This window comes from Ruegeria sp. CH2, assembly GCF_056537065.1.
The window spans coordinates 59,619-78,156 of sequence record NZ_JBQFQV010000013.1 but is presented as its reverse complement, the minus strand read 5'-3'; the positions used below and the strand labels follow the sequence as shown (position 1 = coordinate 78,156).

At 58.0% G+C, this 18,538-nt stretch carries 22 protein-coding genes; 12 read left to right on the top strand and 10 right to left on the bottom strand.

The genetic code is table 11. The features are described 5' to 3' along the window. Positions 1-50: 50 nt before the first annotated feature. Together ACR0M9_RS16315 and ACR0M9_RS16310 are read left to right on the top strand one after the other, a co-directional pair. A complete protein-coding gene (locus ACR0M9_RS16315; protein WP_267366596.1) occupies positions 51-326 on the top strand; it encodes a rod-binding protein in 276 nt (91 codons plus the stop codon). Then, entirely contained in the window at positions 316-675 is a 360-nt protein-coding gene (locus ACR0M9_RS16310; RefSeq protein WP_209505010.1) for a flagellar biosynthesis protein FlgN, read from the top strand. Before ACR0M9_RS16315 ends, ACR0M9_RS16310 begins: the two co-directional genes overlap by 11 nt. Positions 676-769: 94 nt before the next feature. Here ACR0M9_RS16310 and ACR0M9_RS16305 read toward each other — a convergent pair whose 3' ends face one another. Next, complete coding sequence (locus ACR0M9_RS16305; protein ID WP_280922673.1) at positions 770-895, bottom strand: hypothetical protein; 126 nt, start codon at positions 893-895, stop codon at positions 770-772. Between ACR0M9_RS16305 and ACR0M9_RS16300 the strand changes: the two genes are divergently transcribed. The 4 genes from ACR0M9_RS16300 to ACR0M9_RS16285 all read left to right on the top strand — a co-directional run bounded on the left by ACR0M9_RS16300 (position 885) and on the right by ACR0M9_RS16285 (position 3,740). Next, a complete protein-coding gene (locus ACR0M9_RS16300) occupies positions 885-2,096 on the top strand; it encodes a flagellin N-terminal helical domain-containing protein (RefSeq protein WP_209505009.1) in 1,212 nt (403 codons plus the stop codon). The two genes, ACR0M9_RS16305 and ACR0M9_RS16300, sit on opposite strands and share 11 nt — an antisense overlap. A gap of 77 nt (positions 2,097-2,173) precedes the next feature. After that, positions 2,174-2,548: a flagellar biosynthesis regulator FlaF gene (flaF, locus tag ACR0M9_RS16295; RefSeq protein ID WP_480774111.1), complete on the top strand. Its 375-nt coding sequence runs from the start codon at positions 2,174-2,176 to the stop codon at positions 2,546-2,548. Then, positions 2,548-2,949: a flagellar biosynthesis repressor FlbT gene (flbT, locus tag ACR0M9_RS16290; RefSeq protein WP_267366588.1), complete on the top strand. Its 402-nt coding sequence runs from the start codon at positions 2,548-2,550 to the stop codon at positions 2,947-2,949. The genes flaF and flbT overlap by 1 nt, the downstream gene beginning before the upstream one ends. Then, a complete protein-coding gene (locus tag ACR0M9_RS16285) occupies positions 2,946-3,740 on the top strand; it encodes a DUF1217 domain-containing protein (protein WP_480774110.1) in 795 nt (264 codons plus the stop codon). The genes flbT and ACR0M9_RS16285 overlap by 4 nt, the downstream gene beginning before the upstream one ends. Positions 3,741-3,815: 75 nt before the next feature. Here ACR0M9_RS16285 and ACR0M9_RS16280 read toward each other — a convergent pair whose 3' ends face one another. From ACR0M9_RS16280 to ACR0M9_RS16270, 3 genes are all read right to left on the bottom strand, one after another. Beyond that, positions 3,816-5,390 carry a DUF427 domain-containing protein gene (locus tag ACR0M9_RS16280; protein ID WP_480774109.1) on the bottom strand — a complete coding sequence of 525 codons (1,575 nt, stop codon included), beginning with the start codon at positions 5,388-5,390 and terminating at the stop codon, positions 3,816-3,818. A 104-nt stretch (positions 5,391-5,494) separates the two neighbouring features. Next, positions 5,495-6,196, bottom strand: a complete 702-nt coding sequence (locus tag ACR0M9_RS16275; protein ID WP_267365085.1) for a winged helix-turn-helix domain-containing protein — start codon at positions 6,194-6,196, stop codon at positions 5,495-5,497. Next, positions 6,168-6,455 carry a hypothetical protein gene (locus ACR0M9_RS16270; RefSeq protein WP_480774108.1) on the bottom strand — a complete coding sequence of 96 codons (288 nt, stop codon included), beginning with the start codon at positions 6,453-6,455 and terminating at the stop codon, positions 6,168-6,170. Before ACR0M9_RS16270 ends, ACR0M9_RS16275 begins: the two co-directional genes overlap by 29 nt. Before the next feature lie 176 nt (positions 6,456-6,631). On the opposite strand from ACR0M9_RS16270, the gene ACR0M9_RS16265 reads away from it, so the two are divergent. The 4 genes from ACR0M9_RS16265 to ACR0M9_RS16250 all read left to right on the top strand — a co-directional run bounded on the left by ACR0M9_RS16265 (position 6,632) and on the right by ACR0M9_RS16250 (position 10,551). Next, on the top strand, positions 6,632-7,090 hold the full coding sequence (locus ACR0M9_RS16265) for a hypothetical protein (protein ID WP_480488575.1): 459 nt from the start codon (positions 6,632-6,634) through the stop codon (positions 7,088-7,090). A gap of 110 nt (positions 7,091-7,200) precedes the next feature. Continuing rightward, entirely contained in the window at positions 7,201-7,818 is a 618-nt protein-coding gene (locus ACR0M9_RS16260; RefSeq protein ID WP_480506604.1) for a ribonuclease HII, read from the top strand. 107 nt (positions 7,819-7,925) lie between these two features. Beyond that, positions 7,926-9,029 (top strand): DNA methyltransferase, encoded by a 1,104-nt coding sequence (locus tag ACR0M9_RS16255; RefSeq protein WP_480484129.1) that lies wholly within the window; start codon positions 7,926-7,928, stop codon positions 9,027-9,029. A 139-nt stretch (positions 9,030-9,168) separates the two neighbouring features. Next, on the top strand, positions 9,169-10,551 hold the full coding sequence (locus ACR0M9_RS16250; RefSeq protein ID WP_480774107.1) for an adenylate/guanylate cyclase domain-containing protein: 1,383 nt from the start codon (positions 9,169-9,171) through the stop codon (positions 10,549-10,551). A gap of 65 nt (positions 10,552-10,616) precedes the next feature. Here ACR0M9_RS16250 and ACR0M9_RS16245 read toward each other — a convergent pair whose 3' ends face one another. Further along, positions 10,617-11,753, bottom strand: coding sequence for an alkane 1-monooxygenase (locus ACR0M9_RS16245; RefSeq protein WP_480774106.1), 1,137 nt, complete (start codon positions 11,751-11,753; stop codon positions 10,617-10,619). A gap of 61 nt (positions 11,754-11,814) precedes the next feature. Then, positions 11,815-12,870 (bottom strand): A/G-specific adenine glycosylase, encoded by a 1,056-nt coding sequence (mutY, locus tag ACR0M9_RS16240; protein WP_480774105.1) that lies wholly within the window; start codon positions 12,868-12,870, stop codon positions 11,815-11,817. A gap of 81 nt (positions 12,871-12,951) precedes the next feature. On the opposite strand from mutY, the gene ACR0M9_RS16235 reads away from it, so the two are divergent. Together ACR0M9_RS16235 and ACR0M9_RS16230 are read left to right on the top strand one after the other, a co-directional pair. Further along, complete coding sequence (locus ACR0M9_RS16235) at positions 12,952-13,458, top strand: DUF721 domain-containing protein (protein WP_480484125.1); 507 nt, start codon at positions 12,952-12,954, stop codon at positions 13,456-13,458. A gap of 13 nt (positions 13,459-13,471) precedes the next feature. Then, the gene (locus ACR0M9_RS16230) at positions 13,472-14,134 is read left to right on the top strand and encodes a DsbA family protein (protein WP_480774104.1); all 663 of its coding nucleotides are present in this window, start codon (positions 13,472-13,474) and stop codon (positions 14,132-14,134) included. Between the two features lie 37 nt (positions 14,135-14,171). Here the strand turns inward: ACR0M9_RS16230 and lpxK are convergent, their stop codons facing one another. The 4 genes from lpxK to ACR0M9_RS16210 are packed head-to-tail and all read right to left on the bottom strand — an operon-like array spanning position 14,172 to position 18,528. Beyond that, positions 14,172-15,173 (bottom strand): tetraacyldisaccharide 4'-kinase, encoded by a 1,002-nt coding sequence (lpxK, locus tag ACR0M9_RS16225; RefSeq protein ID WP_480506434.1) that lies wholly within the window; start codon positions 15,171-15,173, stop codon positions 14,172-14,174. After that, entirely contained in the window at positions 15,160-16,398 is a 1,239-nt protein-coding gene (locus ACR0M9_RS16220) for a 3-deoxy-D-manno-octulosonic acid transferase (RefSeq protein WP_480774103.1), read from the bottom strand. The genes lpxK and ACR0M9_RS16220 overlap by 14 nt, the downstream gene beginning before the upstream one ends. Continuing rightward, the gene (locus ACR0M9_RS16215; RefSeq protein WP_480774102.1) at positions 16,395-17,195 is read right to left on the bottom strand and encodes an inositol monophosphatase family protein; all 801 of its coding nucleotides are present in this window, start codon (positions 17,193-17,195) and stop codon (positions 16,395-16,397) included. Before ACR0M9_RS16215 ends, ACR0M9_RS16220 begins: the two co-directional genes overlap by 4 nt. Next, complete coding sequence (locus ACR0M9_RS16210; RefSeq protein WP_480774101.1) at positions 17,182-18,528, bottom strand: TldD/PmbA family protein; 1,347 nt, start codon at positions 18,526-18,528, stop codon at positions 17,182-17,184. Before ACR0M9_RS16210 ends, ACR0M9_RS16215 begins: the two co-directional genes overlap by 14 nt. Positions 18,529-18,538 lie beyond the last annotated feature (10 nt).

Here is an 18,538-nt window from a genome sequence, read left to right as displayed (position 1 = left end):
ACCGCTTTCACCTTTGATCGAGAAAGTTCGAAGCATTTTCGGAGAAAACCATGCACGTCTCAGCAATTCCCCAGGTGGCTCAAACGCCATTGGCCCAGACACGACTGAAAGACGCGGCCATCGAGTTGGAGGCCGCATTCCTCAGCGAAATGATGAAGTCGGCCGGATTGGGCAAAACGCGCCAGTCTTTTGGAGGAGGAGCCGGTGAAGATCAGTTTTCTTCGTTTCTTGTTCAGCATCAGGCACGCGAACTGGCCCGGGCTGGCGGGGTGGGTTTGTCAGAAATTCTGCTGAAATCACTGATGGAGAAAACCGATGACATCTGAAGTCGACATGGCACTGATCAAATCTCTGGAAGAAGTTTTGGATCTGGAGCGTGCCGCGCTTGTCCAGGGTGATCTGGATCGTCTGACGCATATGGTGCCGGAAAAAGAAAAACTGATCGGCGCGATCAACGACCTTCAGGTGCTTGACAGTGATGCATTGGTTCGAGTGCAGCAGAAAGTCGAACGCAACCAGGCATTGCTGAACAGTGCCGCCGAGGGGATTCGGGCCGTCGCCAGCCGCATGGCTGAACTGCGGCGGGTTCGGCAGGAGTTCAGTACTTACGGCGCTGATGGGCAACGAAGTGAGTTTCCCGTTCGTAACACGCCAAAGCTGGAAAAACGCGCATAGGCCTGGGTTTAATTCAAATCTGAAACTTCTGGTCCGGGCGTTTTAGCACTCCGTTAGGGGATCGGGCTCAAAAGTGATGCTGCACCTGAAAACATCAGGTGGCGCGAACAGCCACGCGGCGCGTCGCACAAGTCAGAAAGACACCAATGCCCGCAGATACAGCGGGGTGAACATGGGCGAAAATGGCCCGAAGGCAAAAGGAAAAGGCAATGTCCAGCATTCTGACAAACAATGGCGCGATGGTTGCGCTGCAAACTCTCAAGTCGGTCAACAAGAACCTGGCAATGACCCAGAACGCGATTTCGACCGGTAAGGACGTCGCGACTGCCAAGGATAACTCGGCGGTTTGGGCGATCTCGAAGGTGATGGAATCCGACGTCAAGGGCTTCAACGCGATCAAAGACAGCCTCGCGCTGGGCGAATCGACTGTTGCGGTTGCGCGAAATGCGTCTGAAACAGTCACCGACCTGTTGACTCAGATGAAAAGCAAGATCGTCGCGGCGCAGGAAGACAACGTTGACCGCGGTAAGATCAATGACGATGTGACTGCACTGAAGGATCAGATCGCATCGGTTGTCAGCGCGGCCCAGTTCAACGGTTTGAACCTTGTCGACGGCTCGACCGGCTCTGCATCGATCCTCGCATCGCTGGATCGGGACAACACCGGGGCGGTGACTGCGTCGTCAATTTCGGTCTCGGGGCAGAACCTGTCGACCGGTGGCTATGTCACCAAACAGGTTTTCGATGGCTCTACCGGCGCATCGACCGGCAATGACCGCGTGGGGGCAACCATTGACAATGGTGCAACGGCCGCAACGGCATTGGTTACCGATGAATCCAGTGGCGCTTTCGCGGCCGGAGACAAGGTTGTCGTCGCCATTAACGATCAGGTTGTGTCCTATACCGTTTCCGCGGAAGACGCTGCCGCGACAACGACCGGTGACCTTGTTGCTGTCGGATTGAAATCGAAGATCGAAGAGCTTGGAATTACCGGTCTGACCGTCGATTACGACTCCGGCACTGCGGGTACGCTGTCGGTTACAAACGGCACAGGATCTGACATCTCGTTCTCGGCTCAGTTCGTGAATGCGGGTGCCGGTGGTCTGGGTGCGCTGGCAGGTATTGATGTGTCGACCGGTGCGGGGGCAACCGCTGCGCTGGCGGCTGTCGAATCGCTGATCGACACGTCGATTGATGCTTCGGCGGCCTTTGGCTCGGCACAGGGTCGGATCGAGACCCAGAAAGAGTTCATTTCGAATCTCTCTGACTCGTTCAAATCCGGTATCGGCGCGCTGGTCGACGCTGACATGGAAGAAACCTCGGCGCGTTTGCAGGCTCTGCAAGTGCAGCAGCAGCTGGCAACACAATCGCTTTCGATCGCAAACCAGGCCCCGCAGTCGATCCTGTCGCTGTTCCGCTAATACGCAACGCGGTCCGGGGCGCGGTTTTCGCGCCCCGGTCGTGACCACCTGACGACGGCTTTTTGGAAGGATTTCAAGTGACCCCGCAAACCCTCGCTCAATACACCTATGCGCAAGCCGCCGCGCCGACGCGAACGCCCCGTGACACTGAATATGAGGCAATTTCCAGGATTACACGGCGTCTCAAGGCGGCTACAGCGCGCAAGGCAACGGATTTCTCGGCGTTTGTTCAGGCCGTGCACGAAAACCGCCGGTTATGGGGCGTGTTGGCGACGGGTGTCGCGGATTCGGCAAACGCGTTGCCAAACGATATTCGCGCCAGGATCTTTTTCCTTGCCGAGTTTACGGAACTGCACAGCAGCCGCATTTTGGCGGATGGCGCGTCCATCGAACCATTGCTTGAAATAAACACGGCGATTTTGCGCGGATTGCGCCAGATGAGGGCAACCTGATGAGCGGGCTGGTTTTGAAACTCGCCCCGAAGGAAAGGGTGCTGATCAATGGTGTTGTGATCGAAAACGGCGACCGCCGTGGCCGGTTTTCGATCATGACGCCGCAGGCCAATGTCCTGCGGCTGCGCGATGCGATACACCCGGATGAAGTAAATACTCCGGTGCGCCGTGTCTGCTATGCCGCACAGCTTGTTCTGTCCGGAGACATGGATCCGGCTCGGGCACGTCAACATCTGTTGCGCAGCGTCGAAGAGCTGAGCCAGGTTTTTACAGATACAGACAGCCGCCGTGTATTGTCCGAGGCGACAGACGCGCTGGTGGCCGAGCAATACTATAAATGCCTCAAGTCACTTCGCTCGCTTCTTCCGCGCGAAGAACGGTTGATGGCCTATCAGCAATGAGCTTTCAACCTGTCATTCCGATTGGCGGAATCGTCGGCTGGCGGTTTCTGCAACGTACTTATCAAGGTCAGTTTCAAAGTTTCTCGTCTTCGGCAGTGAATGAGAGGGAGACGAAGTATTTCCTGGACAACATTGGGGAAGTGAAGACCGCCGAACAGCTGGTTTCTGACCGCAGATTGTTGCAGGTCGCTTTGGGTGCCTTTGGGTTGGAAGGGGATGTGGATAACCGGTTCTTTATCCGGAAAATCCTGGAGGACGGAACACAGGCGGATGACGCTTTGTCCAATCGTTTGGCGGATAAACGGTACCGGGAATTTTCGGATGCTTTCGGGTTTGGTCCGGGAGCTGTTCGAAAAACGGTGCTGGTCACAAATATGGAAGAGATAGCTCAGGCCAGCCTGTCAGCGCGGTTTGAGATCGCGGTCGGACAGTCAGATGAGACGATGCGCATTTCGCTTTATGCCCAGCGCGAGCTGTCTGATCTGGCGAAAAGCGGAAGCAGTAGAGATACGAAATGGTTCGATCTTATGGGATTGCCACCGTTGCGCAAAATGATGGAAACGGCGCTTGGGCTACCGCCATCATTCGCCCAACTGGATATCGACAAGCAATTGGTCGAGTTCAAAAGCCGGCTATTCCGTCTGACTGGATCGGATGATCTGGCACAGTTTTCCGACCAGAAGGCGGTTGAGAAACTGACCGACACCTATCTGACCAGAAGTCAAATCACGGGTCTTCAGAGTACGATTTCGCCAGCGCAGACCGCTTTGATCTTGCTTGGGGCTGTGTAATCAGAAGACGCGGGCAAAAGCCCGGGTCGCAATCTAGTACCCGACATCCCTCGTTTGACCTGCACAAACCAAAAGTTAACCGTTCAAAATCTCGTCGGCTGTGGTTTGCAATGCGTAGCATATAACGGGTCGAGTCACGTTGTGCAGGTTGACCGCGCCCAATGGTAAGGCGTTGGAACAAGCAGGCTCAATATCTTCGGACACGACTATGCGATGGCCTTCGGTTTTCCCATATTCGCCCAACCGCGCTGCTATGTTGGCCGCTTGTCCAATAACCGTAAAATCAAGTCGTTCACGAGAGCCCACATTGCCATAGGTGACGCGCCCATAAGCCACGCCAATAGAACAGTCGCAATGTATGCCGGTACCTGCTTTGCGCAACTCTCCCAACGTTTCGACGATTTTGATTGCCGAGCGCTGGGCGTTGGCACGGGCCGCGCTTGCGTTTTCATCGGCTGCCGGGAATACCGCCAGAACAGCGTCACCAATGAATTTCAGAACTTCGCCTTCGTTTTCGTGAACGATACCCGAGACGGTTTCAAAGAACTCGTTCAAAACACTGATATATGTGCCCCGCCCCAGTTTCTCTTCGAGGCTTGTCGAGTTGCGGAGGTCACAGAACATGATTGCAGCGTCGATTTCATCCCCGTCACCGCGCCGGATCTCGCCCCCTAGAACGCGTGCGCCAGAGCGTTTTCCAACATATGTTTCCAGCAAAACCTGCGCATTCTCGCGTTGCATGAACACTTCGTAAAAGCGGGCGATTACCGAAGAGCATTCGAATACAAGACCCAGATTCTCGGTGGTGAACCCGTTGGGATGGTCACAGGTCAGGGTCAGAACGTTGGTCCGACCGTCAGAGAAGGGCAACGGCATCGCGACATAGTCGGTGGCACCCTTTGCCCGCAACTCCTCCATGATTGGGAAGCTGTTATGCGGGTTATCGTCGTTCAGTCTTTGCCGTACGCCGCCCAACCCGTTCGAGACATGGCGCAACGGGCTGTTGATGAAAGCCGGGTGATCATAGATTTCGTAGGTCGGGGCGCGGGTCAGAATCTCGTCCTGATCCTTTTCCCAGATGTAGTGTTTGCCCGCGATCAGGGGGTGCAAGGACCATGCCAGAATGCTCAGCCGCTGGATGGCGATGCCGTGCTCCAGCATCTTCTCGGCCAATGCCTTGGTAAAGCTTTCGGGCGTGGTCGCGGCGGAAGCACCGCGCATCAGCCAGTCGATCAGTGGTCCGCTGATATTGCCGTCGTCAGGCTCGCGCAGGCGATTGTTGCCCAGGTCAATCCGGGTGTAGGCGCCGGACACAAACCCGATACAGCCCCGGATGTCAGCGCTTTCCGGCAGGGCTTGTTCATAAGCCCAGACGGAATTGGTCAGAGGCCCCGAGGCCAGCTGGATGTCGTGGTAAGTGGCGGTGCCTTTGAACGGGCAGAATGTTTGCAGGTCTGTTTCTTCGCTCAGATCCACACATACATCTGCGCGGGGAACGTAAATCGTTGGCGGCAAACGCGTTTCATACATCACCTTTGCGTTTGTGCTTTCAGCCAGAAGAATGTCGTTCCGGTAAATGGCAATCCTGCCTTCCAGCGGCTCAACTGAGATTCCATATCCATTCATCTGTGGCGCGGCGTGGACGTTCATAAGCGACCTCCTCTGCCTGGGGTTTGTTTAGAATGGGGCTTTCCACCTGACATTCCAAGAGGCTGCAACGGGAATTTACCGGGCGCGAGCGACGCGCCAAAACGTCAGACCATTTGAATGACGTCCTTCTCGATCGACAGCATATACCCCTTCTTGGCAATATTCTTGACCAGCAGTTCGCTGACCATCTGGTTGCCAAGCGCGTCGCGCAACCGCTTGATCCGTGTTGCGCCCGCGGCTTCGTCACAATCGGCGGCATCGCGACCGGAGATCATGGCCTCGATCTGGGCGCCGGACAATACCTCGTCATCCAACCGGGATTCCGCCAGAATCGACAAGGTTTCCATCGCGGCGGGCGTCAGTTTGAAATCCATGTTGTTAAGGTAGACAGTGTTTTCTTCGCGACTGATCAGCAGCGACGTTACCTGAATGCCGGTACGTTCGATCTGTGCCATGCGCCGGTTCAACAAGACCAGCATCACCAAAAAGACCAGTGCCGAGATCATCATCGCACTGGCAAAAACCAGCAGCACATAGATTACCATCCGGTAACTGGACAGGGTGTCAGCAAAGGCGGTGCCAGACTGGGCCAGAATTTCAAGCAGGCGAATCTCGGTCTGTGACGTCAGATCGGCCTCGACAAACAGCCGCTCGACACGTGCGTTGAACGCATTTGCGTCCGGCAAGGTCCAGAACAGGAAAACGGCAGCGGTGATCAGAATGACGACAATGGCCGCGATGCCCAGCACAACCAGACGGACACCCGACCGGCGTGCATCAGAAACGGAGATAGAATTGTCCGGCATTGCCTTTCCTCTGATCCAACCCTTCCGGCCCGAAAACGGACTGCACTTCAAGCAAGGTCCAACCTGACGCGTTCAGGCGCTGGGCGATATCTGCCCGGGCCTGCCCCTTGTCGCAACTTGTGACCTGCATGACGCCGTAATGCAAACGCAGCGGGTTGTCCTTCTTGGCTTTGTAGTCCGCATAACAATCTGCCGCTGTCGCAGCAGAACCAAGCGATAACAGGGCCGCAAAGGTCAGAGAAGAGAGGATCTGTTTCATAGGCCGCATCCTGCGCATGAGTTGCCGCGATATTCAATAACCCAAGGGGTTTGCTGCCCCTGATATCCGATAACACCGGGCCGTTATTGCTTGTCTTGGGCAGGTGCCCCCACTTTCAGGGCAATCAGCACGCGGTCCGTCATACGGTCGCACGAACATCCGAAAGGACAGGCATCATGCATAAGAAATTCATCGCTTTGATCATTGCGACCGCGGTTGCGATTACCGGTGTGTCGGCTTCTCAGGCGAAGGCGGCCGACGCAAAGGACATTCTTGGGGGGCTGGCGGCCATCGCTATTATCGGTGCCGGCGTTCATTACTATAACAAGGAAAAGAAAAAGGATCGGGCGACGCGTCAACAGACCTATACCCATACACCACATGTGACGCAGCCGGTGCGTCCGTTGCCGCCGCATGTGGCGCGTTACGACCTGCCCCAGCGCTGCCTGCGCACCTATGATGGGTATTCGCAGGACCATCCGCTGCTTGGGCCGAAATGCCTCGAGAAACATTACAAACATGCCAATAGCCTGCCGCAAGAGTGCAAGGTCGGTTTCTGGAATGGCAAAAAGGTCAGGCGGGCCTATGAACCTGCATGCCTGCGCCAGAAGGGATACCGCGTCGTTTATCAGTAGTTCGGGTTGAGCAGGAACGGCGCCAAAGAAGTGCCGTGAGAGAGAGGGTGGTGTGCGCCGCCCTCTCTTTTCTTCTTGCGGTGCTACGCGAAACGCGGTTTGCCAAGGGCATGACAATGCCAAACTTCGAACTTGAGCAGGCGCTGCTGGACATGGGCCACATCCGTATCGCCGGTGTGGATGAGGTCGGGCGCGGCCCATTGGCCGGGCCGGTTGTGGCTGCCGCCGTGATTCTGAACCCGAAGCACTTTCCTGACGGGTTGAATGACTCAAAAAAGCTGACCGCAAAACGCCGGGCCGTGCTGGACGCCGAGATTCGGGACACTGCTGAGTTCGCGGTGGCCGAAGCCTCTGTCGCCGAAATTGATGAGGTCAATATCCTGAGGGCGTCGCACTTGGCGATGATGCGCGCGGTGGAGGCGTTGACCCCGGCACCTGATTTCCTGTTGATCGATGGCAACCTGATTCCGCAGGGTCTGAGATTTCCGTCACAGGCCGTTGTGAAGGGCGATGCACGATCGGTGTCGATCGCGGCTGCTTCGATCCTGGCGAAAAACTGGCGCGATCAGGTGATGGTGGATTTAGCGCAACAGCATCCGGGTTATGGGTGGGAAACCAACGCAGGCTATCCGTCAAAACAACACAAGGAAGCGCTGCGAAATCTTGGCGTGACCCCACACCATAGGCGTTCGTTCAAACCAGTGCACAATATCTTGTATCAAGAGTAAATCGTAAGCTGCTGATTCAAAAAAGAATTTGACGGCGAATCGACTTTGACTCATCCTTGTCTCAACCAAATGAGCGCAAAAGCGCCGTGGACACTTGAGGCAGTGATATGACAACAACCACCAAAAAGGGCGCAAGAGCGCTCCCTTTAAACACGATTCTATCCGGGGACTGCATCGATGTGATGAACAGTCTGCCCGAGGCGTCAGTGGATCTGATTTTTGCGGACCCGCCGTATAACCTGCAATTGAAAGGTCAGTTGCATCGTCCGGATAATTCGCAGGTCGATGCGGTGGATGATCACTGGGATCAGTTCGCAAGCTTCGGGGCGTATGACCAGTTTACGCGCGAATGGCTGAAGGCGGCGCATCGTCTGCTGAAACCCAATGGCGCGATCTGGGTGATCGGGTCTTATCACAACATTTTCCGCGTGGGGTCAGCGCTGCAGGATGCCGGATACTGGATCCTGAACGACGTTGTTTGGCGTAAGTCGAACCCGATGCCGAATTTCCGCGGCAAACGGTTCACCAATGCGCATGAGACGATGATCTGGGCGTCCAAGCGCGAAGGCGCGAAATACACCTTCAACTATGAGGCGCTGAAAGCCCTGAACGAGGGTGTGCAAATGCGCAGCGACTGGGTGCTGCCGATCTGCACCGGGCATGAGCGGCTCAAGGATGAAAACGGCGACAAGGCGCATCCGACGCAAAAACCGGAATCGCTGTTGCACCGCGTGCTGGTTGGCTCGACCAACCCCGGCGATGTGGTGCTGGACCCGTTCTTTGGCACCGGCACCACCGGGGCCGTCGCCAAGATGCTGGGGCGCGAGTTCATTGGTATCGAGCGAGAGGAAAGCTATCGCAAGGTGGCTGAAAAACGCATCGCCAAGGTCCGCAAGTTTGATCGCGAAGCTCTGGAAGTCAGTGCCAGCAAACGTGCCGAGCCACGCGTGCCATTCGGCCAGCTGGTCGAACGCGGGATGTTGCGCCCGGGTGAAGAGCTTTATTCCATGAACCAGCGCCACAAGGCAAAGGTGCGTGCGGATGGAACGCTGGTGGGTGACAATGTCAAAGGGTCAATCCATCAGGTCGGCGCGCATCTGGAAAACGCCCCGTCCTGCAACGGCTGGACATACTGGTGCTTCAAGCGGGACGGCAAGACCGTACCGATTGACATCTTGCGGCAACAGATCCGCGCAGAGATGCACAACTGAATTCACGAACACCGCCGGTGCCTGTGGCCTGACACATGGCACTATGCCTTGCCCCGCCGATCAACCGGCGGGGTCTTTTGTTTTGCCTTCAACAGTGATTGCATAAGGCTGCCTAGCCTCCGCAAGAAAGACCACGGCCATGACCGAGACGACCGCACAGCCCCGCCGAAGCCTGTTTTTCACCCAGCCCGATGCGTTTGATCTGGACAACAAATATACCGAGGCCGCGTTGGAACGGCACAAACGCGAGGGTCTGGAACTGGCTGTGCGTGCGCGATGGGTGGCGATGGCGCTGACTGCGGTGCTGCTGGTTTTTCTGAACCCGCAATGGGAGGTGCTTTGGTATCACTTCATTCTGCTGCTGATCTGCGGCAACGGGTGGTTGATCCGCCGTGCAGGTCGTGTCGGGCAATCGCGGGGCGAGTTGTTTTTGATTTTCGTCGACCTGCTGATCATGACGCTTGGGATGATCGTACCAAATCCCTTCAGCGATGATGTCAGGCCATTGGCCATGCAATACCGGTTCGACAACTTTCAGTACTTCTTCATCATTCTGGCGGCAGGCACATTGGCCTATTCTTGGCGGACCGTGATCGCCATCGGGACCTGGACGGCGATGATGTGGACGATCGGGTGGATCGTTGCCTGGTGGGTCGCAACGCCCATTCCCGGGATCAGCGAAAAAGTTGCGACTGCTTTGCAAGGCTACCCGGATGTTGCCGAGCTTCTGGATCCGAACAGTTTCATGGCGCCTCAGCGCATCCAGCAGGTGATCGTTTTCATGATGGTGGCCGTGACTTTGGGCCTTTCGATGCAGCGGCTGAACCGGCTATTGATGAGCAATGCAGGGCTGGAACGGGAACGGGCCAACCTGTCACGCTATTTCTCGCCCAACGTGGTGGAGGAGCTGAGCCAGAATGACGAGCCGCTGAAACAGGTCCGAAAAGAGAATGTGGCCGTTCTGTTCATCGACATCGTCGGGTTCACGAAATATGCGGCCGGGCGAGACCCTTATGACGTGATCGAAGTGCTGCGGGGCTTTCACGCCCGCATGGAAACCGAGGTTTTTCGCCACCACGGGACCCTGGACAAGTATCTGGGGGATGGGCTGATGGCGACCTTTGGCACCCCGGTGCCCACACCGTTGGACGCAAGCAACGCGCTGGGATGTGCGCGCGCGATGGTCAGCGTGATCGACCGATGGAATCTGGACCGCCGCCGGGCGGGAGAGCCTGAAATCCGCGTCGGGATTGGGGTGCACTATGGCTCGGTCGTGCTGGGCGACATTGGTGCGAACCGGCTTGAATTCGCGGTCATCGGGAATGCCGTCAACGTCGCGGCCAAGCTCGAGGCGCTGACGCGTGATTTACAGGCGCGTATCGTGGTCAGCGATGCCGTGCGCGCGCGGATTGCAGAGGAAAACCAGTCTGCGTCTGCCGCCATGACTGGTTTTGCAGAGCTTACCGATCAATCTGTGCGCGGCGTGGAAACACCGATGGATATCTGGGTGATGAAAGGCTGAAGACCTTACACCCCGCCAGAACAGCACCCAAAGCGCCGAGCCTGATGGGCCGGGCGGTGCATCGGTTACGCATCAGGTGCGGGGTTCAGGGCCTTGTTATAGGCGTGCCAATCGGTGATCTCGGGGTAGTACTGGCGCCGCCATTCCCGGACCCGTGGGTTCATGACCCGCCGCCACAGCGGTGGGATCATCGCAGCCACAGTCATGACGGGATAGCCATAGGGCAGTTGCGGTGCCGTTTCGGGCGTGTGGTGTTGAAGCAGCGGGAACCGGCGGTTTGGTTTGTAGTGGTGATCCGAATGGCGTTGCAGATTGATCAACAACCAGTTTGAAGCTTTCTGCGAGGCATTCCAGGAATGTCTGGGTAGGACGTGCTCATACCGCCCGTCCCCCAGATGTTTCCGGGTCAGGCCGTAATGTTCCACGTAGTTGACCAGTTCCAGCTGCCAGATCGCGACCCCGGCCTGCAACAGAAACAGGGCCAGACCGGACCATCCTCCGATCAGCGCCGCCAGTGCCAGCATCCCCCCTTGCAACGCCCAGTACCGCCAGAACGGGTTGGAGCGGTCGGTCCAGGGGCGGTCCTTGCGGGCCAGTTTTCCGCGTTCGGCGTTGAAGGCTGAGACCAGACTTTGCCGCAACACCCTAGGGTAAAAGCGGTGAAACCCTTCGTTGTATCGCGCCGTCACCGGATCGCGTGGCGTTCCCACATGACGGTGATGGACCAGCAGATGCTCGGACCGGAAATGAGAATACAGCACCATGGCAAGAAGGGTATCGCCAAGCCAGCGTTCCCAACGGCTTTTCTGATGCATCAGCTCGTGGCTGTAGTTGATACCGACCGTACCCGAGATAACACCCATACCAAAGAACAGGCCGATTTTCTCAGGCGTCGAAAGCTGACTGCCGTGGCTCGCGTACCAGATCAGGCCAAACAGGGTAAGGAACTGAAGGGGTGCCCAAAGCTTGGTCAGCAGGATGTACCGTTGTAGAGCATCGTCCGGCGTCTCGGGGTCCGCATTTTCCACGTTGAGCCCGGTGATCCGGTCCAGCACGGCAAAGACCCACCAGGTCGAGATCGGGATCAGCAGAACCCACCATCCGCCCGCGAAAGCAGTGAACCAGATCAGTGGGATCAACAGCAGGGACACCCAGAAGGGTGATGCCGATTGCCAGCGTGCCAACGAGACTGTTGCGCTCATCTCTGGTGCTCCTACTAGATGGGGACAGCCTAGCCGCGAGGCCAGGGAATGCACAGCGGTCTTATTGTCCTTTCCACAGATCATAGGCTTTGCGCATCACCGTGGGCAGGTCGCTGGGTTTGAAGCTGTGCTTTCCCACTGCGATTAGATGATCGGGAGCATCTTGACCGGTGGTTTCTGCGGTCCAGATTCTTAAAATCAGATGAAAATGCGTAAAAGTGTGGCGCACCTCGCCCGGCACCATCTTCCAATCTGCCGCAAGCGGGGGGTGCTCGCCCGGATCGTCAGCCCACTCCGATCCGGGCCAGCCCAGCATTCCGCCCAGCAAACCTTTGTCCGGTCGGCGCTCCAGCAGCAAGGCCCCATCTGGCATGCGCGCGATGTAAACGTGACCGTGACGGGTGGGTTTGGGCTTTTTCGGTGTTTTTCGGGGAAGATCAGCCTGTGTTCCCGCAAGCCGCGCTTGGCATGGATCGCGCAGCGGGCAAATGCCACATGCCGGGGATTTCGGTGTACAAATTGTGGCCCCCAAGTCCATGACCGCCTGAGCGTAATCACCGGGCCGATTAGAAGGTGTCAGCGCCGAGGCTTTTTCCTTCAGCAAGGGTTTCGAGCCGGGCAGCGGCGCGTGGATGTCGTAAAATCGGGCCATGACGCGTTCGACATTGCCATCCAGAACCGTTTCAGGCTGATCGAAGGCGATGGCCGAGATTGCCGCAGCTGTATAAGGGCCGATGCCGGGTAAATTCAGCAGCGCACCATAAGTTTCGGGGAACTGACCATTGTGATCCCGCGTCACAACGCGGGCGCACTTCAAGAGGTTGCGCGCACGCGCGTAATACCCAAGGCCGGCCCATTCCCCCATGACCTGCTCATCCGGCGCGGCGGCCAGCGCCTGAACCGTAGGCCAACGTGTCACGAAGCGCAGAAAGTAATCCCGCACCGCTGCTACAGTCGTCTGTTGCAACATCACTTCGGATAACCAGACCCGATAGGGGTCAGGGCGTACCCCGGCGGCGCGCTCTGCCGGTCCTGTGCGCCATGGCATGGCGCGAGCGTTGTGGTCATACCACTCCAGAAGCGCAGCGCTGACGGTGAATTCAAAGGAATCACGCAAGTTTTATTCGTCTCCCTGTCAGGTTTCGCTGGCACCCGGTGTTCTGCCTACTACAATAGCGGTGCAGGAGTTGGAAACCAGATGCAACGCAGACGTTCGTCAACCCGCGGGTTCAAGCGCACCGCGTCTTTGCTGAATGACCAGATCAGGCGCGCCGGGGAAAGCCGGGGCTTTGCTGTGTCACGTCTGTTGACCCATTGGGCCGAGATCGTGGGTCAGGATACCGCCGCCATCGCGCGCCCAGTCAGTGTCGGCTATGGCAAAGGTGGTTTCGGCGCGACTCTGACCGTTCTGACCACAGGTCCGCAGGCCCCGATGCTGGAAATGCAGAAGGAACAGCTGCGTGGTAAAGTGAACGCGGTTTACGGTTACAATGCCATCAGCCGTGTCCGCATTACTCAGACCGCTCCGACCGGATTTGCCGAGGGGCAGGCCAGTTTCGACCATAAACCGAAGCAAGCAAAACCCGAGATTGCACCTGAAATTGCTGCCGAGGCAGACAAAGTGTCACGCAGTGTAAATGATGAAGATTTGCGCGCGGCCCTTGAACGTCTTGGGCGCAACGTTTTATCCAAACAGAAACGCTGAGAAAGGGCTGAGAATGAGCCGTATTGCAACCGTAATCTGTGCGGCCGTCGCCGTGGCCGCAGGCGGCTATTGGGTGTCGCTGTCAAATTCCAACACAAGTTTTCCGCTGGTCAGCGCCGCCGAGGCGCAAGAGGCGGACCTGGATACATCCACCATCATTGACATGGTTCAGGGCGCCGAGGGCGCGCCTGTCGAAATCATCGAATACGCATCCTACACCTGCCCGCATTGCGCGAATTTCCACAAGAGCGCGTATAAACAGCTCAAGAAGGATTTCATTGATACTGGTAAGGTCAAGTTCACCTATCGTGAGGTCTATTTTGATCGCTACGGTCTGTGGGCGTCAATGGTGGCCCGCTGCGCCGGTCCAGAGAAATTCTTTGGCATCACTGATCTGATTTACGAAGGTCAGGCAGAATGGACGCGCGCAGGAGGCCCGGCCGAGATCGTCGATGAACTGCGCAAGATCGGTCGTCTGGCAGGTATCGATGGCGACCAGCTTGAGACCTGTTTGCAGGATGGCACCAAAGCGCGGACATTGGCCGCGTGGTATCAGGAAAACGCTGAACGCGACGGAATTCAGGCAACCCCGTCCTTCATCGTGAACGGCAAGAAAGTCGACAATCAGTCCTACGCGGATTTCAAAAAGCTGATCGAAGCAGAGCTAGGCAGCTGACTCGACCCCAGCTGACCCCGCCGGGGGCCAGCCTGAGTTACTTTGGTGAAGGGGCGGCTTTCAAAAGCATGTCCCTGACCCTGTCGGCATCTGAAATTTGAAGCCGAACCGGCAAAGTGATCACCTTGCTTCGGAAAGCGGGGGGCAGGCGAACGGCGTCTTTTTCGGTGGTGACCATCTGAGCGTCCAGCAAACGCGCCTCGTTTTCCAGTCGGGTCATCAGGGCTTGTGTCAACGGCTGGTGATCGTCCAACGCCTCGGCCCGTACCAGATCCACACCCAGCCGTCGCAGGGTTTGGAAGAACTTTTCGGGATAGCCGATGCCTGCGAACGCCAACGCACGCGTTTCTGACCAATCCATACCGGTTTGCAGGGGTTCGACTGCCCCGGTGACATGAGGAACGGTCAACCGGCCTTTCCAGTTGTTGGCAAATACCTTTTGTGCCGCCTCTTCCCCCAAGGACAGTACAAGATCGGCCCGTTGCAGGCCGGTATCGACGGGCTCTCGCAGTGGACCGGCTGGCAGGCATAAGCCGTTTCCAAATCCGCGCTGGGCGTCCACAACGATAATCGAGAAATCCTTGGCGACCGAAGGGTTCTGAAAGCCATCATCCAGAACGATCACTGTTGCCCCCGCTGCGGCCGCTGCACGCGCGCCCGCCGCCCGATCCTTGGCAACCCAGACCTCGGCAAACATCGCCAGCAACAGCGGCTCGTCCCCCACCTCGGCGGCGGAGTGCCTGCCCGGATCGACCTGCACCGGGCCTTCCAGTGACCCGCCATGTCCTCGTGTCACGACATGGGGCTTGTGCCAGGCATTACCCAGTTGTTCGAGGGTCCAGATCACGGTGGGCGTTTTCCCGGTTCCTCCTGCATTCAGATTGCCGATGCAGATCACGGGCACACCGGGATTTTCCCCTGATTTCGAGGCAATCCTGCGGGCCGTCGCCGCAGCATAAAGGCGGCCCAGCGGGGCCAGAAGCCGCGCCCTCAGATCCGGCTGGTCCGGAGGACTGTTCCAGAAATCAGGTGCCCGCATGATCTGCGCTCCGCTGGTCCAGAATATCCTGCACCATTTCGATGAGGGTGTCTGCCTGCGGCGCACCTTCGGTGATTATCTGCCATCCAGCCAAAGCCATGTCAGCGGCGCGGTCTGGTGCCAGAAGCTGTACGACGGCATCGCCCAACTCGGTTGCTGACTTGACCTCATTGGCTGCCCCTGCCTGTTGAAGGTGGGCGTAAAGCTCGTGATGGCGATGCACAAATGGTCCAGAAATTATGGCCGACCCCAGCGCGATTGCGTCGGACGGGTCCTGACCACCAGCGCCGCGTTCCAGTGAACTGGCCATGAACGTCACTGCCGACACCCGGTGCCACAACCCCAGATTTTCGGGGTCGGCAGTCAGAACGACCTGCGTGCTGTCTTCGATCAAGCCACCATCGTCCCAGTTGACACAGCGTAAATCCATCGTCTCCAGCCGCCGTTTTAGGGGGGCAGCCTCGTGAACGTCGGCGACGTGAAGTACCAGAACCAGCCGGTGCAACAGGCGCAATGCCTGACGATGTGCTGTCAGAACCGAAATGAACTCTTTGTCCTGCACCCAGGCAGCCAGCCAAACAGGCCGCCCTGCCAGCGTGTGGTTGGTTTCGATCAGCTCGTCTTCTGGCCAAGGTCTTGGATTTGGGCTGATGCGCAAAGGTGGCGATTCTTCGACTGTTGAAAACGGGATGCCAAGTCTCCGGATGTGCCGGGCGGTTTCAGAATTTGCAGTCAGTATCTTGCGAAAGCAGCTAAAGGTCACTCTGGTTATGTCTGGCAGCCAGCGCGCGTTCCTGGACAGTGCAACGGTAAATTGGGCGTCGAACAACACCAAGGGTACGGCCTGTTCATCGGCTCGGGTTATGATGTTGGGCATCAGATCACCACCGACCCAAATCCCGATACCTGGGCGCCAATATTCGATAAAGTCACGCGCGGCCCCGCTCTGTTCCTGAGGCAGGTTGATCAGGGGAAAACTGCATTCCGGCCAGGCAGACAGTTCCGCGTCCGGCGGGGCGGTCAGTAGAAAGTGCAGCTCGGATCGGGACTGAAGCAACCGGCGGCAAAAATCACTCACCGCCCGCAGGCGGTCTGGCGTGGCGACGTGCATCCACACGACCTCGCCTTCGGGGCGTGGCAGGTCGGTTTTTACACCAACGCCGTTCCGCATTCTCCAGGACAGCACCCGATAAGCGGCAAGGCTTAATGAGCGCGGTTTGCTCATGCGCCGATTCCGGGCCCGATCGGGTCCAGCTGAGCCCACAGTTGCCCGTGGATCGCGGTGCTGGCGGCGATTACGCCATTCAGCCTGGGGTGGGCATTGTTGAAGATCAGCGGTTGACCCAAACGGTCTGAACAGACGCCGCCTGCCTCTCGGATGATCAGATCGCCAGCGGCAATATCCCATTCCCAGCTGGGGCGAAGGGTCAGCATGGCATCGAACCGCCCCTGCGCGACCAGAGCCATGCGATAGGCAAGCGAGGGTCGATATGCGCGGTGGAAGGCTGGAACATTCTGATTGCGCCAGTGCTGTGCGTCCAGATTTGGTTTGGCGGCCAGAACCTGAGATTGCAGTAGCTCAGGCGTTTTCGACGTCGTAATCTTTTGCCCGTTGAGAGTGGCGCCCTGACCCTGCGCCGCAGCATAAAGCAAGTCGCGCATCGGCAGGTAGATTACAGCGGCAGTCACAATGCCATCGACTGCAACGGCCAGCGAATGCGCCCAAGTGCGCGCGCCTTCGGTAAAGCTGCGGGTGCCGTCAATCGGATCAACGATAAAGGCGTTGCTGCGGTCCAAGCGCTCGGGCGAATCCTCGGATTCCTCGCTGAGCCAGCCATAGCCCGGTCGCGCAGCGCACAGCTTTTCTTCCAGCATCGCGTTGACGGCCAGATCGGCCTCGGTCACCGGACCGGCGCCACCGGGTTTGTCCCAACGCTGTGCTTGCGTCCCGGAATAGCGTGTAGCGATCTTGCCGGCCTCAATCGCGGCCTCAATCAGAAGGGGCAGATCAGTTGCCGGCAAGTGTCATTCCTTCGATCAACAGCGACGGGACCACGCGCGACAAATATCTGCGCGCGTCATTGGCGGGAATGATCCGCCGCAACATATCACGCAGATTACCTGCGATGGTGCATTCGTTGACAGGATGCGTGATCACACCGTTTTCGACCCAAAACCCTGATGCACCACGGGAATAGTCGCCTGTATTGGGGTTGATCGTCGATCCGATCATGGACGTGACCAGCAAACCGGTTCCCATATCGCGCAGCAGATCTTCGCGACTGCGGGTCCCTTGCGTCAGGCTCAGGTTCCAGTTGCTGGGCGAGGGTGGGCCGGACACCCCGCGCGCAGCGTTGCCTGTGGAGTCCATGCCCAGCTTGCGGCCACTCGACAGATCCAGCGTCCAGCCCGTCAGGACACCGTTTTCCACGATCACCCGGCGCTGCGTTGGCAGGCCTTCTGCATCAAATGGGCGCGAGCCTGAGATACGCGGGCGGTGCGGATCTTCGATCAGCGACAGATGCGCGGGCAGAACATCCTGCCCAAGACAATCCTTGAGCCAAGACGCGCCCCGCGCAATAGCGGCCCCATTGCTGGCGGCCAGAAGATGCCCGATCAGCGAAGACGAGATACGTTCATCAAACAACACCGGGAAACTGCCGGTCGCAGGTTTGCGCGCGCCAACCTGTTGCACAGCGCGTTCCCCTGCGGTGCGCCCAATCTCAGCCGCGTCGCGCAGGTCGGATTGAAACGTCCGGCTGTCACCGTCATAGTCGCGCTCCATCCCGGTGCCTTCACCCGAGATCGCAACGCATGAGATGGATCGGCTGCTGCGCTCATACCCACCGGAAAACCCGTTTGTAGCCGCCAGATGCACCCGGTGCGTTCCGTAGCTTGCAGCAGCATCCGACACCTGCGTGACGCCTTTTACCGCCAGTGCTGCGGCCTCGGCGGCCAGCGCATCCTGCATCAGGCTTTCCGCGGACGGGGCCGGGGCAGTGTCCAGCAATTCCAGTGACTGAATATCCCAGTCACTGGCCAGTTGGCTTTTGTCCGCCAGCCCGGAATAGGGGTCCTCGGGCGCCTCTTTTGCCATAGCCACGGCGCGTTCGGCCATCGCCGCAAGGGTTTCCGGGCGGCTGTCAGAGCTGGACACAATGGCTGAGTGTTTACCCAGAAACACGCGCAAACCCAGATCGGCGCCTTCAGAGCGTTCCGCATGTTCCAGTGCGCCGCCCCGCACATCGACCGAGACCGAGGACCCTTCGAGAACGATGGCATCTGCTGCCTCTGCGCCTGCCCGGCGAGCGACATCGAGCAATTGTTGGCTGATTTCTTCTGGCGTGCGGGTCATGAGGTCTCCG

Coding starts and splice junctions, on each gene's coding strand:
- ACR0M9_RS16315 (WP_267366596.1), top strand. CDS start 51: ATGCACGTCTCAGCAATTCCCCAGGTGGCTCAAACGCCATTGGCCCAG.
- ACR0M9_RS16310 (WP_209505010.1), top strand. CDS start 316: ATGACATCTGAAGTCGACATGGCACTGATCAAATCTCTGGAAGAAGTT.
- ACR0M9_RS16300 (WP_209505009.1), top strand. CDS start 885: ATGTCCAGCATTCTGACAAACAATGGCGCGATGGTTGCGCTGCAAACT.
- ACR0M9_RS16305 (WP_280922673.1), bottom strand. CDS start 895: ATGCTGGACATTGCCTTTTCCTTTTGCCTTCGGGCCATTTTCGCCCAT.
- flbT (WP_267366588.1), top strand. CDS start 2,548: ATGAGCGGGCTGGTTTTGAAACTCGCCCCGAAGGAAAGGGTGCTGATC.
- ACR0M9_RS16285 (WP_480774110.1), top strand. CDS start 2,946: ATGAGCTTTCAACCTGTCATTCCGATTGGCGGAATCGTCGGCTGGCGG.
- ACR0M9_RS16280 (WP_480774109.1), bottom strand. CDS start 5,390: ATGAACGTCCACGCCGCGCCACAGATGAATGGATATGGAATCTCAGTT.
- ACR0M9_RS16275 (WP_267365085.1), bottom strand. CDS start 6,196: ATGCCGGACAATTCTATCTCCGTTTCTGATGCACGCCGGTCGGGTGTC.
- ACR0M9_RS16270 (WP_480774108.1), bottom strand. CDS start 6,455: ATGAAACAGATCCTCTCTTCTCTGACCTTTGCGGCCCTGTTATCGCTT.
- ACR0M9_RS16265 (WP_480488575.1), top strand. CDS start 6,632: ATGCATAAGAAATTCATCGCTTTGATCATTGCGACCGCGGTTGCGATT.
- ACR0M9_RS16260 (WP_480506604.1), top strand. CDS start 7,201: ATGACAATGCCAAACTTCGAACTTGAGCAGGCGCTGCTGGACATGGGC.
- ACR0M9_RS16255 (WP_480484129.1), top strand. CDS start 7,926: ATGACAACAACCACCAAAAAGGGCGCAAGAGCGCTCCCTTTAAACACG.
- ACR0M9_RS16250 (WP_480774107.1), top strand. CDS start 9,169: ATGACCGAGACGACCGCACAGCCCCGCCGAAGCCTGTTTTTCACCCAG.
- ACR0M9_RS16245 (WP_480774106.1), bottom strand. CDS start 11,753: ATGAGCGCAACAGTCTCGTTGGCACGCTGGCAATCGGCATCACCCTTC.
- ACR0M9_RS16235 (WP_480484125.1), top strand. CDS start 12,952: ATGCAACGCAGACGTTCGTCAACCCGCGGGTTCAAGCGCACCGCGTCT.
- ACR0M9_RS16230 (WP_480774104.1), top strand. CDS start 13,472: ATGAGCCGTATTGCAACCGTAATCTGTGCGGCCGTCGCCGTGGCCGCA.
- lpxK (WP_480506434.1), bottom strand. CDS start 15,173: ATGCGGGCACCTGATTTCTGGAACAGTCCTCCGGACCAGCCGGATCTG.
- ACR0M9_RS16220 (WP_480774103.1), bottom strand. CDS start 16,398: ATGAGCAAACCGCGCTCATTAAGCCTTGCCGCTTATCGGGTGCTGTCC.
- ACR0M9_RS16210 (WP_480774101.1), bottom strand. CDS start 18,528: ATGACCCGCACGCCAGAAGAAATCAGCCAACAATTGCTCGATGTCGCT.